This window comes from Aquimarina addita (genome assembly GCF_039539305.1).
Taxonomy (GTDB): Bacteria; Bacteroidota; Bacteroidia; order Flavobacteriales; family Flavobacteriaceae; genus Aquimarina; species Aquimarina addita.
The window spans coordinates 26,441-43,534 of the sequence record NZ_BAABCW010000016.1; the positions used below are offsets into that span (position 1 = coordinate 26,441).

The window sequence follows — 17,094 nt, forward strand, 5'->3', positions numbered from 1 at the left end:
TCATTAATACTTAATTTAATACTAATTTTTTTGTAGTATAATGATCTCCAGATATAAAATGTAAAATGTAAATACCTGTTTGCAAGTCAAATAAGTTTAATTCTTTGTTATAAAAGCCTGAATCAGTATTGAGGTGTTCTGAATATACTTTTTTTCCGGCTAATGTATAAATAGCAACTTCATTTTGAGGAGCATTCCCTGTATTTACGTCATATATGATAGAAACTTTTTTATTTGTAGATGGGTTGGGATATACTCCAAATGACACGTCAGTCGTTACATCATCTATTCCCAAAACGTTAGTGATGTTTTCATAATTAAATGATACATCGCCAGTACTGCTCCCAGAAAATGATGTAAAATAAACTCTATAAACCGTTTCATTTGCATACTTTACATAATAAGCCATATCAGAGTTTACAGAAAAACCAGTTCCTGTAAACGATTTCCAATCATAACCAATTGTATTAATATCAGTTGAATAATTTAAGGATGAGGTGTCTCCTGATCCTCCCGTCTCATCATTTTGGGCAACAGTAACCTGATCACTGTGCATTATACCGGTAACCAGATATGGAGTAGCATCCGGAGGTAATTCTGTATAATATCTGGTGAATTTGAAATCCCAATCAGACATTACAGGCTCCGCAATAACTTCAGCATCCGTAGTGAATGAATAATAGTTATATTCATGGTCTGGGTTGTTAGTATTAGAAACTGTTGCTGTTTGATCAGTACTCCAGTTCATACCATCCCAAGTAGCATATCTAAAGGTATACCCTCCAAAGAAATCATCATTGATAAATTTTCTATAAGAACCATCCGCATATTTAATGACAAAGATTACAGTGCCTTCTACATGATGATTTGCGATATTATATTCTCCCCAACCATATGTTGCAGACCCTTTTTGAAAAGCACCTTCTTTCCAGTTGGTATCGCTGTTATATAGTTTTGTCCAGCTAGCTTCATTAGCAATATCAATGTTACTCCAGTCATTAGGATCATTTGATGCCTCAAAAACTTCTGCTCCATTAGCATCATTCATCCGTATGGCAAAGTCAAAATTATCGGTTCTTAAAAAAGCTACATCCCATGAATCAGATAGATATGAATTTTCTGTGTCTGTACTTAATTTATAAAATACCTGGTTAGTATAGCCCGCTCCCATACTTATATTTACAGTCGTTTCCTGAGCTTTTCCTGTAGAAAAACACAGGGCAAATAGGAATAAAAATTGAATTTTTGTTTTCATAATAGTATATTTCACGTATTAATTTTAAATTATTTATAATAAAAGTTCGTATTCGAATTCTGGATGGCCTCGTTCACCATCATTATTGGTAATTGCTAAAAATTTTAATTTATATATATTGTTATTGGCATCCTTTATGACATAGAATCTATCTGCATATACCGATCCTCCAGAAAACACATCTCTCCAGTTACTACCAATACTAGTTTGGTCTATAGAAAAACTAGTATTGTTAACATCAGTGATTGAAAAGTCATCATAAGAAAAGTCATTTGTATTTATTTCATATGCAGCGACATTTCCTTTTGTATTATGAACCACAAAATCCGAAAAACCATAGCTGCCAGCTCCTTCAATTATATTCGTAAATACAGTAAAACAGATATCCCATTTTTCTTTTTGTGGCTCTATCGTAACTAACGCATCAGTATTAAAACTAAAGTGTTTGTAATTGTAATTTGCATCTTTCTGTATGAGTATCTCTTTATGTGTTGTTGCATTTAGATCGGCATATTGTAACTTATAGTTTTCTCCATCCCATAAAATTTTTATTTTTTTCCAACCTCTTTGATTTCCTGCAACTGCTACACTACCTGCATTTGGTATTGCTGTTCCAACCTCGTAGCCAAGATTAAGCAGATACACAGGGTTCTCATCATCGTGTATCGATATTTGGTCAATAGCAGTTTCTAAAATATTCCCGTTTGGAGCATCTATATAAGCTTGATTAGCTTCATTAAAAGTACCGACAGCTACTTCTCTTTGTAAATCGATCACATCTGTTTCATTCACACTATCAATATCTGTTGCTTCCAGCGCTTTAGCTGCCATATATAAGGAGCCATTTATAGCTACTCTTTGATTGGAACCACCATAAAACCCTAAATCCCATGAATCTCTTTTCTTTATCGTAACATTTTGATTACTTAGGTCTATAAATACTTGATTTTGTTGATTAGGTCCACCTACTTCTGGCAATATACTTCCGCCTAGAGAGGGAGAAGAGTTGATTAAAAAATCTGTGTTTCCCTGTATATTCGAATTCGAATAATTAATGGATGCAATCGTAAAGGTTATAACAGTCGTTTCATCTAAAAGGGTATTCAATTTCTTGAACACAATATTGTTTTCTAATTGACCTTCTTCAATTGTTAATTGGATATTATTATTTTCTGCCGCCGGAATGGTTATAAAATCTTTTCCGTATATCGCATTTGATGCATCAATTGATACGGTAAAGTTTCCGTTTTCGAGCGCATTTTGAGAGTATACTAATGTAATTGATTCTTCTTCAGTTATCTGAGAAAGATTAATCGATAGATTTTTGAAAGCAACAACAAAAGGATCTTCCTCCAGACTATCATCCGTACTACAAGAAGTCAGGAGTATAAAGAAGCTGTAACATATGAGATAAAGTATAAAAGAGAATTTTGTTTTCATGAGTTATAGATTTAGATGATACGCTATTTTCAGGAAGTATGACCTTCCATACCCAAGTGTTAAGCCAGTTGGAGGTCCATTATGCGCTCCTCCAGAAAAAGCAGAAGTATTTACCTCAGTGATGTCTAATAAATTTCGAATTCCAAATGTTGTTTCTATTTTATCTTTAAAAAAGGACTTTTTAATAGTAGCATCCATCCAGCTGTAAGCGTCTGTGGTTCCTTTTACAAATTCTTGTGCTCCCTGAGCATTTGTCTTTTCAACAAATTGATGTTGCTTTCCAATATGTTTTAAAAAAAGAGAAAAAGTAGTTTTCCAATCTGGAATAGAATATCCAATTGCAGTATTTAATTGAAAACTATAAAGGAAATCATCATTAGCATTTATATCGCTATTCAGGATTTTCGAAATTCCCAGAAAAGAAACACCAGCCTGTATTTTTAATCGATCATATTGAAGTGTGTTTTCTGAAAACAAACCTATAGCTTTATAAGTATCGATATTGTTATATTGAAATGATAAAGGTGTCTGCTCAACTACGATTAGCTCAATCCTATCTTTTACATCCAGATAGGATGCACTTATTTTGTTCTGCAATTGCAGGTTTTTAGATACTTTATATTTTTTTTTGAGATGCAGAAAAGCGGATATCCCTTTTTCGGGATCTAGATTTGGATTTCCTTGTACATCATGATTTACGTCTACAAAATAGGTGTAAAGCTCATCATAACTTGGGGTTCTATTAGCAGAACCAATAATAGTGCGTAATTCTATTTTATTTCTAAAGGAATATCTGGAACTAAAAGAAAATACATATTGATGATCAAATAAATTAGTGAACGAAACTCTTGCTCCCGGTCTGATAGAAAATTGATCCGAAATAGTTATTTCTGAAGATGTAAAAAAATCGTAATTATTTAATCGTTGTTGTATATTATTTTCATCCGGGTTAATTGTGATTGCTAATGGTGATCCAAATCCCTTTTCATTAGTCAATTCATAACCAGCCTGTAAGTTAAATGTCTTTTTATCTATCAGATTACTGAAGGTTCCTCTGGAGAAAAATGCCGATCTGGATAAATATTCACCTTCCTGTTTATTGAGCTTTTGATCTCTTCTAATGCGGTATGTATATGTTTCTATATCCTTGTTTTGTTCTTGATAGGATACTGATATGTTATAGTTTACTCTGTCTTTTATATTTCCATCAACATTTAGATGATGTACAAATCTATTGTTTGTATATAAAGCATCTAATGCAAGAGGGTCAGTAGTATCCGTAGCAGCATTTTCATTTAGATCTACCACGGTATTGTATTCCTGAATAGTTTCATTAAAATAATCGAATTTGTAAAATGCTTTAAATGCATCTTTTTTGAAATTCAATAATAGTTTAGCATTCTGTTGTTCTTTAGGAAGCCAGGTATGTCCTCTCAAACCGTCATTTTGATCATACATAGCTCCTTGTTGCGTGCCATAAAAACCAGCAAAATCATTTCTGGTATAGGCGATGCTTCCCATGAGGGTTTCATCAAGATTATGGCTGATTTGTAATGCCTGTATATGCCTTCCTTTATCAAACCATTCATATTCATCTCCAACAGTTTCTTCTTGTATATAGACGTTGATATTTGTCTTTTCTGATACTGATTTTTTAGTAATTATATTAATAACTCCGGATACTGCATTAGAACCATATTGTACTCCCATAGCTCCTTCCACAATTTCGATTTGTAAGATATCATCTAGATTAATAAGTGTTAGGTCTGTATTATTACCAACGCCTTCTTCATTAATAACAGGAACATTATCGATAAGAACTTTAAAATACTGAGCATCCAGTCCAAAAAGACTGACTCCGGATTTACCGGTAGAGGTATTAGGAGTTATATTAATATTTAAGGTTTGGTTTAAAAGATCCGCCAGGTTATTAGCTGCTTGTTGTTCAATAGTAGCTCTTGAAATCACTTTGACTTCAAAAACGGACTTCTCTATAGATTGCGGATTGTGCTGTCCTGTAATAACTACTTCTTCGATTTCTGTGACTCTTGTGCTGTCTATCACTGTTTGCTGTGAATAGACTTTTGCAAGGAATAAAAAGCATAGAATGTTTATATACAGTTTTTTAACGCTCATTTTTATTTATAACGATTCTTAATAAGCTGCAAATATATTCGTTATTTTTATTTATTCTAAATAAATTTAATTAATTTTGAAAAATAATTTTACATAAATAATTACTCAATAGAATGAAAACAACAATTGCTATCGTACTCGGGCTTTTTATAACTGTAACGCTCAATGCACAGGATAAAAAGACAAAAGACATTAATGCTATTAAAAGTATGTGTGGGTGTTTTGAAGTAACATTTAACTTTGCAGAAACCTTTCAATACAGTAAGGACTCGTTATACCAACCTTCTAAAACAAAAGAAGATAAAGCTTTAGAATGGGCACAATTAGTTGCAGATACAAATGACAAAATATCAATCCAGCACTTACTTCAGGTAGGAGATCCAACAGCACCTCATATTGTAAAGCATTGGAGGCAAGATTGGATATATGAAAACACTCATTTTTATATGTTTACTGCAAATAATACTTGGAATTATGAAAGTAAGCCTGCAGAAGGAATAAAAGGACAATGGACACAAAAGGTATTTCAGGTAGATGATAGTCCTCGTTATGAAGGCTCTGCATCCTGGATACACGTAGATGGTAAAAGTTTTTGGGAAAACACAACTGATGCTCCGTTACCAAGGAGAGAATACACTAAAAGAAATGATTATAATGTGACTGTAAGAGGAAATCGCCATGAGATTACCAAAGATGGATGGGTGCACGATCAGGATAATGATAAAGTAATTCGTGAGCAAGGTAAAGAAGACATTGTATTAGCAAAAGAAAAAGGATATAATACGTACGTTAAAGTAGACGATAGCAGGTGTAAAGGAGCATCAGATTGGTGGAATCAGCATCAGCAAAAATGGGCTTTAGTTCGCACTAAATGGGAGGAAGTATATGCCAGAAATACAAACTTATCATTAGAGACTAAAGTAGATAATAAAGCCTTATACAAACATTTATTTTCTGAAGATTATACTCAGGAAAGTGATATAGCCAAAGTGATTGAATCTTTTGTGAAGAAATGAAAAAGATGATTTATTTTAAAAACCTTTTATACCTTATTTTATGTATCAGTATCAGAATTAGTTTTGCTCAGGATGCTAATGCCTTTTTAGATCGGGAATATTGGAAAACAAATCCAGATATTGCAGATGTTGAACAAAAAATCACAGATGGTAACGATATCTCTGAGCTCAATCGACATTTTTTTGATGCGGTATCTTATGCATTGATTGAAAAAGTGGATAATGAAACGATAAAACATCTACTCACCAAAAAAGGGAATGATGTCAATAAATTGACACACGATGGTAGAACCTATATTTTTTGGGCGGCCTATCGTGGTAATATAAAAATGATGCAATTTTTAGTTGATAATGGCGCAAAAACTAACATTATTGATAGTCATGGGTATTCATTATTAAATTTTGCAGCAGTCACCGGGCAACTCAGTACTGCTTTATATGACTTTTGCATTGCACAAGGTGCCGATGTTAGTAATGAAAAGAATAACGATGGCGCCAATGCTCTGTTATTAGTAGCCCCATTCATTACTGATTATAAGTTGGTGGATTATTTCACATCTAAAGGTATTGATATACATAGCACTGATGATGACGGTAATGGTATTTTTAATTACGCTGCTAAAAGAGGTAATGTATTACTAATGGATGCGCTTATTAAGAAAAAAGTTTCTTATGATGGGACGAATGCTAATGACGAAAATGCAATGATATTTGCCAGTGAAGGCACTCGTGGGTATTCAAATTCTGTAGAAATATTTCAATACTTAGAAAAATTAGGAATTGAACCTAATGTAACTACAAAAAAAGGGAATACGCCGCTACATTCTTTGGCATATAAATCAAAAGACACCATTGTTTTAGCCTATTTTTTATCAAAAGGAGTCGATATTAATCAACAAGACGATACAGGAAGGTCTGCTTTAATTAATGCCATTCAGTGGGGTAATGTAAAAGTTACACAGTTTTTAGTCGACAAGGGCGCAAACATATTTGTAAAAGATAGCAAAGGTAATAATCTGGCATATTACCTTATGAAACAGTATAATACTCAAAAGCCTGAAGAATTTGATCAAAAGTTAGCAATTTTTTCAAAAAAAGGATTTGATATCTTACAGCAACAAGAAAACGGCAATACCTTGTTTCATTTAGCATTAGATTACCATAATACGGAAGTATTAGAAAAAGTAAAAACCTTTGGTATAGATGTGAATACCAAAAATAAAGATGGAATTACACCTTTACATAAGGCGGCTATGATAGCAAAAAATGATGCCGTTCTTAAATACCTATTAACTATAGGAGCAGATAAAGCTATCAAGACAGATTTTGAAGAATCTGTGTATGATTTAGCAAGTGAAAACGAATTATTACAAAAACAAGAAGTTGTTTTAAATTTCCTAAAATAAAATGAAACGTATATCTATTTTTAATGTATTCCCGCTGTTAGTAGTGGTTCTTTTTATAATTTTTGGATTCAGCACTAGTGTATCTAATACGAAGTATAAATGCATGATTCAAATGAAAAACTACACAGGTGAGGGTGCATATATAATTATTTCACTCTTGGATTCAGAAGGGAATTATCAAAAAACACTTTATGTACATGGAGATGATGAAGAGTGGTATCACGATATTCCAGCCTGGTGGGAATTTCACGGAAAAAAACGGCAGAATATTGATGGGATTACCGGGGCTACTATCAGTGGAGGAAATCGAGCAATCAGTATTATTGAAATAGACACGGATGCAATTAATAAAGGATATAAAATACGTTTTGAGACTGCTGTAGAAGATCAGGAATATTATAAAGGCGATGTAGAATTAGAATTTACTTCTGAAGCCATAAAAAATAAAATAGAAGGTAATGGATTTATACGGTATGTGCGCCTGCTGCCTCAATAATTAAAGTTACTACATGACCCTTTCTATATGGAGATATAGTCATCTCGCCTTAGCAATAGTTTCTTCTGCTTTTTTACTCATAGCTTCCGTCACTGGCATCATACTGGCTTTTGACCCTATCGCTAATAGCATAGAATCTTATGCGATTGATGATATAGAAGAGGTTACACTGGCTAAGACGATTCATGTACTTCAAGAAAGATATGACGAACTGATTACTTTAGAAATTGATGAGCATGATGCTATTATAGCTACAGTTGTTACCAAAGAAGGAAATAGTGAAACCATCTATGTTGATCCATTGACAGGAAAAAAGCTTGGAGTACCCGTTGAGAAATCAGATATTATTAAATTTGCTACTAACTTACATCGTTCTTTGTTTCTAAAGGGTATTGGTAGGTTTTTTGTTGGATTTGTTTCTTTTCTTCTGCTCTTGCTTAGCATCACAGGAACTTTATTAATTCTAAAACGTCAGGGGAATGTGAAACGTTTCTTTTCTAAAATTAGAAAAAAATATTTTACCCAGTATTCTCATATTATTCTAGGACGATTGTTATTAATCCCCATATTTATTATTGCAATAACCGGGGTCTATTTATCCTTAGAAAAATTTTCATTACTCCCTGCAAAAGTTATTTCTCATACGATACATACAAATCATAGTAGTGCAACACGAAGAGTACTTCCTAAAGACTTTGAATTGTTTAAAACGATATTCCTTACAGATATGAGATCTGTAGAATTCCCATTTTCTGATGCACCTGAAGATTATTTTATTGTAAAGCTGTCTAATAGAGAGCTTATCATCGATCAGTATACAGGTACAATCATTAGTGAAGAATATTATCCATTGATTACTTTAGCATCTTATTGGAGTTTAGCATTACATACTGGAAAAGGAAGTGCAGTATGGTCAGTAGTGCTGCTTATCTCATGCTGTTCTATTTTGTTTTTTATTTATTCTGGTTTTTCGATGACTATTAGACGTATTAAAAAAAGTAGTATTTCTAATTTTAACCATAACAAAGATGAAGCAGAATATATTATTTTAGTAGGTTCTGAAACGGGTAGTACTTTTGCCTTCGCAACTATTTTTGCAAATGCACTGTCGGCATTGGGTAAAACAGTGTTCATTTCAGAATTAAATAACTATTGCCGGTATAAAAGAGCAAAGCATCTTATTATTTTTACGGCAACGTATGGTCAAGGTGAACCACCCACAAATGCAAAAAGATTTGAGAAGAATGTTAAGGCAATTCAACCCATTAATCAACTTCAATTTTCAGTGGTAGGATTTGGCTCTTTAGCATATCCGGATTTTTGTAAATATGCACTTGATTTAGATACGCTTCTAAAAATGAATCCAAAGTTTGAATCAATTTTGGAACCCTGCAAAATCAATAATCAATCATTTACAACTTTTAAGGAGTGGGCTATGGGTTGGAGTTCACAAATGGGGTTGGATCTGTATATTACTCCACCAGAAAAAGAAAAGGTAGATAAGGTAACATTTTCAGTAATCGATCGATCTGACATAAATGAAGATGATACTTTTTTGCTACACTTAAAACCACATAACAATATGGATTATGAATCCGGAGATTTGTTAGCTTTCTATCCAAAAGAAGACAATGTCAGACGTTTATATTCTATTGGTAAAGTGAATGGAAATATAATGTTGAGTATTAAGAAACATGAGTTTGGTATATGCTCCACTTTTTTTAGTCAGCTTGAAAAAGGAGATAAAATTAAGGCTGTGATACAACAAAATACGACCTTTCATTTTCCTGCCAATAAGAAAGATGTAATTTTTATTGCAAATGGCACAGGAATAGCTCCTTTTCTTGGAATGATAACCTCTTATCCACTTGGCGATTCCAGAGTACATTTGTTTTGGGGAGGCAGAAATACATCATCAGTATTGCTATATAATGAGTATATTAAAAAAGCTCAGGAAACAAAGCACCTTAGTACGGTTAAGATAATATACTCACAAGAATTGGGGAACAAGATGTATGTGCAGGATCAAATTGAAAAAGAAGCCTCTTTTATAGCTTCTGTTTTAAAAAATGGAGGAGTGATCATGATCTGTGGTTCTATAGCTATGCAAAAAGAAGTTATAAAAGTATTAGAAAAGATTACAGCAACATACTTAAGCGAACCCTTACAGACTTTTAAACAGCAAAAACAGATCAAAATAGATTGTTACTAGCGATGCATTGTATTGTTAGAATTATTAAAAACAGCTTTTTTCTGTTGCTTTTTTGTCTGTGTGTGCCGTTTTAATCAAAAGACTGCATGGTTACTAATTTTTGATATATTCCATTTTTTGCAGTCAATTCATCATGCGTGCCTTTTTCTACAATACTTCCTTTCTGCATGACTACAATTAAGTCTGAGTTTTGTATGGTGGATAGTCTGTGTGCAATAACGATACTGGTTCTGTTTTTCATCATATTTTCTAATGCTGATTGTACCAGACGTTCACTTTCTGTATCCAGAGCAGAAGTAGCTTCATCCAGAATCATGATCGGAGGATTTTTAAGAACCGCTCTTGCAATAGATAATCGTTGTTTCTGACCTCCACTAATTTTATTACCACTATCACCAATATTTGTTTCTATACCAAGAGGTAAGTCTTTTACAAACTCCCATGCATTTGCAATTTTTAAGGCTTTCAGGATATCTTCTTCAGATGCGTTCTTATCACCAATTAGCAAATTATTCTTGATTGTATCATTAAACAGGATAGAATCCTGAGTCACTAACCCCATTAATCCACGCAGGGATTCTTTTGTAATATCCCGGATATCAATACCATCTATTTTAATAGCACCTTGATTAATATCATAAAAACGGGTTACAAGATTAGCAATGGTAGATTTACCACTTCCTGATTGACCTACCAGAGCAATAGATTTTCCTTTGGGTACTTCTAAGCTGAAGTTTTTAAGCACATATTCATCTTCATATTTAAAAGAAATATTATCAAGATGAATATTTGAGTTAAAATCAGTTTTGTTTATTGCATTCTCTTTATCTTCTAGAGGAGATGTTGTGTTAAGAATTTCTAATACACGTTCTGCGGCTGCATTCCCTTTTTTGACACTATAGCTGGCTTTAGAAATAGCTTTGGCAGGAGTTAGAATATTATATGCAAGACCCATATACACAATAAACAGCCCCGGATCTAATGTTTTTTCAACTAAAACCATTTGACCACCATACCATAACAATATAGCAATAACTGTAATCCCTAAAAATTCACTAGTAGGAGATGCCAGATTTTGCCTGTTTAATAAAGAATTAGAAAATTTAAAAAATCGCGAAGTAGATTCCTGAAATCTACCACCAAATATACCTTCAGCATTGAATCCTTTAATTACTTTTAATCCACCGAGGGTTTCTTCAATAATAGACAGAAAAAAGCCTTGTTCTTTTTGTACACTATCAGATTTCTTTTTTAATGATTTTCCTATTAAGGAAATTAAAAATCCCGAAACTGGTATAAAAACAAAAACGAATATAGTAAGCTTAACGCTTATAATGAGCATAGCTAAAATTGTGAATAAAATCATTAGAGGTTCTCTCACAATAAGTTCAAGTATCGATAAAAAAGAGTGCTGTATTTCTAAAACATCTGTAGATATTCTCGCGATGGTATCACCTTTTCTTTTTTCAGAAAAGAAGGAAAGAGGTAATGAAATGGTTTTTTTATAGAGCTCGTTTCGTATATCTTTTAGGACACCATTTCTTAAAAAAGTAATAAAATACATAGCTAGATAGCCAAAAATGTTTTTTAGAAAAAACATGGTGATTACTAAAATTACCATGAATATCAATACATCATCATTTCCTTCGTCTGCTTTTTGTGTAACAAAAAAGTTGAGATAATCTTCACCAAATTCTCTTATTTCTGAAAGACCTTTCCATACCGGTTTTTCTTTAAGCCTTTCTGTTTTTCCAAACAAAACATTAAGCATCGGAAATAAAGATATCATGGAAAGGGTCCCAAATAGCGCATAAAAAATATTTGATATAATATTTAATATAGCATACACTTTGTAAGGTTTTGCAAAGCGAAGAATTTGTTTAAAATAATTCATCAATATGGTATAGACAGTACGCTGTCTTTTAAGTTAATTGTAAATCTTTTTTGATCTGTTCAATCTTTGCATCTAATTGTTCGTAAATGGTATCAAAATCTGATATGGTGGATAATGATTCCTGCACACTAATATAGAATTTGATTTTTGGTTCTGTACCACTCGGCCTTGCTGCAATCTTGCTTCCTCCTTCTGTATAGAATATGAGTACATTAGATTTTGGCATATCAATTATCTCTTCTGTATGATCCTTAATATTCTTAGCAATACTTGTTTGGTAATCTTCAATTAGAACAATCTTTTCGTTATTAAAATGAGTGGGAGGGTTATTTCTTAGATCAATTAAAGTTTGTTTGATTTCTTCTGCTCCTTCAATTCCTTTTTTTACCAAAGAAACCAAGCTTTCTTTATAGAGTCCGTGTTCCTTATAAAGTTTTAATAGTTCTTCATAAAAAGAACTTCCTTGAGAATTTGTGTAGGCAACAATTTCACAGGCAAGAAGTGTTGATGTAACAGCATCTTTATCTCTAACAAAATCCCCTACCATATACCCAAAACTTTCTTCACCACCTCCAATAAAATGTTGTTTAGGAAAGTCTTTAATTAATTTTGCAATCCATTTAAAACCTGTAAGTACTTCTTTATATTCTACACCGTATGCGATAGCAAGATCTTTTAACATGGGTGTAGAAACAATGGTAGATGCTACAAATTCGTTTCCTTTAATTCCTTTTTTCTCTTTATAATATTTTAAAAGAAACCAAGTCATTACAATCATGGTTTGGTTTCCACTTAATAATTGTAATTCTCCTTGTGAGTTACGAACAGCTATTCCTAAACGATCACAATCAGGGTCTGTGCCTATAACGATATCTGCATTTACTTTATCAGCGAGTTCCAGTGCCATAGCTAAAGCTTCTGGTTCTTCTGGGTTAGGGGAGACTACCGTTGGGAAATTGCCATCAGGTTTTTCTTGTTCTTTTACAATATGAACATTTTTATATCCTGCTTTTTCGAGCGTTTCTGGAACCGCTGTAATAGAAGTCCCATGTAGTGAGGTGAACACTATAGTTGTATTGTCCTTTGCTTGTTGAGTGGCTATAAAACTTCCGTTTTTTACGCTGTTTTTGATAAAAATATCATCTATTTCTTTATCTATTTTTTCTATGATATCCTGATGAGCATCAAACTTAATATCTGCGTAGTTTAAAGAATTTATTTCTGCGATAATTTCTCCATCTTGAGGAGGGACTAATTGTCCTCCATCCTGCCAGTATACTTTATATCCATTATATTCTGGTGGATTGTGACTTGCAGTAAGTACAATTCCGCAATGACAGCCTAGTTCTTTGACAGCAAAAGACAGTTCTGGAGTAGGGCGCAGGCTGGAGAAAAGATATACTTTAATACCATTGGCAGAAAAAACATTGGCCACGGTTTGTGCCAGGGTATCACTATTATTTCTACAGTCATAAGCGATCACCGCTTTTGGTTGTTCATCAGGAAACTGCTTTATCAAATAATTGCTTAAGCCCTGAGTACTTTTTCCTAAAGTATATTTATTTATACGATTAGTACCTACTCCCATAATACCTCGCATACCACCAGTTCCAAACTCTAAATCTTTATAGAAACTTTCTGTAAGGTTTTCAGTATATGTTTCTTTTAATTTTAGAATTTCAGCTTTTGTTTCTTCATCAAATACGGGAGTCAACCATTCTTCAATTCTTTTAGTCACTGTGGAATCTGTAATTTGCATGCTTTTATTTTTTAATGTAAAAATACTATTTAATTTTGTTTATAAATAGTAGAGAATAGGTTCCTTTTTAAGGTTTTATGTTCTTTATTAAAATTATGAGTCAATATTATTTTGTAGCTAATCTCTTTACAGTTACACTACAATATGGTTAAAAAAATACCGGTATAAGAAAAAGATGTATCTTAAACATGTATTTTCTCTGAGATACTATATCTTTTTTTATCTCTTTTACTGGTTAAAATGATTTCTCCAAGGAATCCGGCCAAAAAGAACTGTGTTCCCAGAATCATTGTAGTTAATGCAATATAGAATTCTGGACGTGAAGTGATTAATCTGCCAGACTTTTCTATAAAAAGTTTATCAATTCCTAAATATATAGATATAAAAAATCCAATAATAAATAGAATAGAACCAATTAATCCAAAAAAGTGCATAGGTCTTCTGCCAAATCTTGACATGAACCAGATTGTTACTAAATCTAAAAAACCATTTACAAAACGATTCATACCAAATTTGGTTTTCCCATACTTTCTTGCTTGATGGAGTACTACTTTTTCACCGATTTTAGTAAAACCTGCATTTTTAGCCAATACTGGAATATATCGATGCATTTCTCCATAAACATCTATCTGTTTAATTACTTGATTCTTATAGGCTTTTAATCCGCAATTGAAATCGTGCAACTTAAGTCCTGATGTTTTTCTGGCGGCAGCATTAAATAATTTAGAAGGTAGGTTTTTAGCAATTACAGAATCATATCGCTTTTTCTTCCAGCCAGAAACAAGATCAAAGCCATCTTTTATTATTAGATTATATAATCCAGGTATTTCTTCTGGATTATCTTGTAAATCAGCGTCCATAGTAACTACGATGTCTCCCTGAGCTTTTTCAAAACCGGCATGCAATGCCTGGGATTTTCCATAATTTCTAAGGAATTTAATACCTTTTACGTGTTCATCCTTGTTTGATAACTCCATAATAGTACTCCATGAATCATCGGTACTACCATCATCAATAAAAATTATTTCATATGAATACGAATTAGATTGCATTACTTGTATAATCCAATTATATAATTCGGTTAGCGATTCCTGCTCGTTCAGCAAAGGTATGACAACAGATATGTTCATGAATTAATCTTCGGGTTTTCGTTGCATAATAAGACCAGCAAATAAGGATACTATAAATCCAAAGAACAAACTTCCAATCATAGAAAATGCAATGGTAATATAGGGCGAGGTGAATTTTTCGGCAATCGCCATGCTTTGATCAATCTGTTCCTGAGAGAAATTAGGATTATCTTCAATCATTTTTTCCTTTTGAATTTCTAGAACCTGTTGCATGTATTCTGGCTCTATAACTGTGGTAAGAATAAATGCCCAAATAACACTTATAATTCCCCCTACTAGTGCAATGCCAATTCCTGTTTTTAGAGCATCAGAAAGAGTGAGAAAACCATTATTAGCTGTTTTATATGCTTTAATTCCTAAGCTAATAACTGAAATTATTAGTAAGAAACTCAAAATAGAATAGCTCCAATGAGGATCTTTATAAGCGTTTGTTACATATAACACGACACCAAGAAGTACAGACGCAATTCCAAAAAGCACACCATACTGAATTATAATTTTTTTAGTTGATGCTTGTTCATTTTCCATTTTTAATAAAATTTAGGTTGATTTATACAACCATAAGTAGACAAATGTACTAAATTGTTACAGTATGGTACCGTAAAAAGAGTTTTTAAGGAGTAATGAATAATAAAACAGGAAATTTACAACGTAAACTATTGAAACGGATCTTTCTTTTTCTGAATAATAAGTCCTCCAATTAATGATATGAGAAAACCAAGAAACAAATCTTCAATTAAAGCAAATAGAATCATGATAGGGGGAGAGGTAAATTTTTTTATGGTCTTAATTATACTATTCATGTTTTCATCAGTAAAATCTGATGACTCTTCTACATACTGTTTGATCTGAATTTTTTCAAGTTCTTGTATAATTTCGGGATCAATTACCTTTATTAGTAAAATTTTCCATAAAATGGCTATCAGACCTCCTATAACTGATATTCCTATACCGATTTTTAATGCTTCTTTTAGACTAATAAAACTATTATTGTTTTTTTTAAAAAAAATAATACCAGCCATTATGCTACATATGGTTATTAATAATAAAATAGTTGTGTGGGTTAAATTCGATGAGGTATAAACTCCTGTGAAATATCGATAGAAACTAAGAAGTATACTGGTTACTCCAAAAATTACACCATATATCAGGATGTATTTTTTTATTGAAATACCTTTTTTTTCCATTAATGTCTCTTCCAATTTTATTTATTATAATTTAAGATCAAATATAATAAAAGGATCTTATCAAGAGGCTTAAATAATTCATTTTAGATTTAAGTGATAAAAAAAGTTTATCTTTACAGTTATAAATTACGTTAAAACCATAATTAAATTATGGTTTTAAAATATATGATCCCCAAAATATTAATATATGAAAACAAAATTACTTTATTTAGCAACTATCTTGCTGGTATTTATAACTTCTTGTTCTAATGAAGAGCATTTTAGTGAACCACAGACTAAGAACAAAGAGTTGATAGTGAAACAAATATACGTGGAACTTTCAAAAATCATCGAAAACTCACCTAGCTTTTCAAAAATAATGGAAGAGGTTTCAACAAAATCATCTTCTCAATGGACCATTGAAGAAATTAATAAGATAGAAGAAGATTTTTTAGATGAACAAAGCGAAGAATTCATTGAATTGTATGCAGATTTATTAGCATTAAATTTATCTCCAGAAGAGTTGACTGAAATTGTTTTAGCATATAAGGCTACATTGCAAAATGATAAAATATATAATGATGGAGTAAAGGAATATTCTGAGAGTGGCTGTAGTTCAATAAGGTCGTTGGCAGAAGATTCTTTCGTATTTAGATTAGCATCGCTGATAATTTGTTAAATATTTGAACTAAGTTTATCAATAAATAGAAATAATTATCAAAACGAAGTATCAATTTTTATTTTAGAAATGAAAAGACTTCATGAATAGAAGGTTTCGATATATAATATTTATAATTTTTCCATTAGAGAGTTGTTATTTTGTGAAAATTGATTAAATTTGCACTTCGAAAAATGATACAATAATACAATGAGAAAAGATATTCACCCAGAAAATTATAGATTGATAGCCTTTAAGGATATGTCTAACGATGAGGTTTTTTTAACTAAGTCAACTGCGAATACTAAGGAAACACTAGAAGTTGATGGTGTTGAGTATCCGTTAGTAAAATTAGAAATTTCAAGAACGTCTCATCCTTTTTACACAGGTAAATCTAAACTTATTGATACTGCAGGACGTATCGACAAGTTCAAAAACAAATATGCTAAATTCAAAAAGTAATTTAGTAACACATAATTTTCAAAAGCCTTTCTTTTTTAGAAAGGCTTTTTTGTTTTTAGATCTT

The 17,094-nt window shown here is 32.1% G+C and carries 14 protein-coding genes; 6 read left to right on the forward strand and 8 right to left on the reverse strand.

Annotated features, from left to right (window positions below; all coding sequences use genetic code 11):
* Positions 1–10: 10 nt before the first annotated feature.
* The 3 genes from ABD816_RS16655 to ABD816_RS16665 are packed head-to-tail and all read right to left on the reverse strand — an operon-like array spanning position 11 to position 4,831.
* Positions 11–1,255, reverse strand: a complete 1,245-nt coding sequence (locus tag ABD816_RS16655) for a T9SS type A sorting domain-containing protein (RefSeq protein ID WP_344929309.1) — start codon at positions 1,253–1,255, stop codon at positions 11–13.
* Positions 1,256–1,288: 33 nt separating this feature from the next.
* A complete protein-coding gene (locus ABD816_RS16660; protein ID WP_344929310.1) occupies positions 1,289–2,695 on the reverse strand; it encodes an HmuY family protein in 1,407 nt (468 codons plus the stop codon).
* Between the two features lie 3 nt (positions 2,696–2,698).
* Positions 2,699–4,831, reverse strand: a complete 2,133-nt coding sequence (locus ABD816_RS16665; protein ID WP_344929311.1) for a TonB-dependent receptor plug domain-containing protein — start codon at positions 4,829–4,831, stop codon at positions 2,699–2,701.
* A gap of 113 nt (positions 4,832–4,944) precedes the next feature.
* Between ABD816_RS16665 and ABD816_RS16670 the strand changes: the two genes are divergently transcribed.
* From ABD816_RS16670 to ABD816_RS16685, 4 genes are read left to right on the forward strand one after another with little or no spacing between them, the layout of a single operon-like run.
* Entirely contained in the window at positions 4,945–5,847 is a 903-nt protein-coding gene (locus ABD816_RS16670) for a DUF6607 family protein (RefSeq protein WP_344929313.1), read from the forward strand.
* A complete protein-coding gene (locus ABD816_RS16675; protein WP_344929315.1) occupies positions 5,844–7,253 on the forward strand; it encodes an ankyrin repeat domain-containing protein in 1,410 nt (469 codons plus the stop codon). The genes ABD816_RS16670 and ABD816_RS16675 overlap by 4 nt, the downstream gene beginning before the upstream one ends.
* A gap of 1 nt (position 7,254) precedes the next feature.
* Positions 7,255–7,749: a DUF2271 domain-containing protein gene (locus ABD816_RS16680; protein ID WP_344929316.1), complete on the forward strand. Its 495-nt coding sequence runs from the start codon at positions 7,255–7,257 to the stop codon at positions 7,747–7,749.
* Positions 7,750–7,762: 13 nt separating this feature from the next.
* Positions 7,763–9,961: a PepSY domain-containing protein gene (locus ABD816_RS16685; RefSeq protein WP_344929318.1), complete on the forward strand. Its 2,199-nt coding sequence runs from the start codon at positions 7,763–7,765 to the stop codon at positions 9,959–9,961.
* Positions 9,962–10,031: 70 nt separating this feature from the next.
* Here ABD816_RS16685 and ABD816_RS16690 read toward each other — a convergent pair whose 3' ends face one another.
* The 5 genes from ABD816_RS16690 to ABD816_RS16710 all read right to left on the reverse strand — a co-directional run bounded on the left by ABD816_RS16690 (position 10,032) and on the right by ABD816_RS16710 (position 15,946).
* A complete protein-coding gene (locus tag ABD816_RS16690) occupies positions 10,032–11,855 on the reverse strand; it encodes an ABC transporter ATP-binding protein (protein ID WP_344929320.1) in 1,824 nt (607 codons plus the stop codon).
* Between the two features lie 28 nt (positions 11,856–11,883).
* Entirely contained in the window at positions 11,884–13,614 is a 1,731-nt protein-coding gene (locus ABD816_RS16695) for a phospho-sugar mutase (RefSeq protein ID WP_344929321.1), read from the reverse strand.
* A 182-nt stretch (positions 13,615–13,796) separates the two neighbouring features.
* Complete coding sequence (locus tag ABD816_RS16700) at positions 13,797–14,744, reverse strand: glycosyltransferase family 2 protein (protein ID WP_344929324.1); 948 nt, start codon at positions 14,742–14,744, stop codon at positions 13,797–13,799.
* Positions 14,745–14,747: 3 nt separating this feature from the next.
* Positions 14,748–15,272 carry a DUF4199 domain-containing protein gene (locus ABD816_RS16705; RefSeq protein WP_344929326.1) on the reverse strand — a complete coding sequence of 175 codons (525 nt, stop codon included), beginning with the start codon at positions 15,270–15,272 and terminating at the stop codon, positions 14,748–14,750.
* Between the two features lie 128 nt (positions 15,273–15,400).
* Complete coding sequence (locus tag ABD816_RS16710) at positions 15,401–15,946, reverse strand: DUF4199 domain-containing protein (RefSeq protein ID WP_344929327.1); 546 nt, start codon at positions 15,944–15,946, stop codon at positions 15,401–15,403.
* Between the two features lie 172 nt (positions 15,947–16,118).
* Here ABD816_RS16710 and ABD816_RS16715 point away from each other — a divergent pair, with 172 nt between their 5' ends.
* Entirely contained in the window at positions 16,119–16,589 is a 471-nt protein-coding gene (locus tag ABD816_RS16715) for a hypothetical protein (RefSeq protein ID WP_344929329.1), read from the forward strand.
* Positions 16,590–16,778: 189 nt separating this feature from the next.
* Entirely contained in the window at positions 16,779–17,030 is a 252-nt protein-coding gene (locus tag ABD816_RS16720; protein ID WP_344929330.1) for a type B 50S ribosomal protein L31, read from the forward strand.
* Positions 17,031–17,094: the final 64 nt, after the last annotated feature.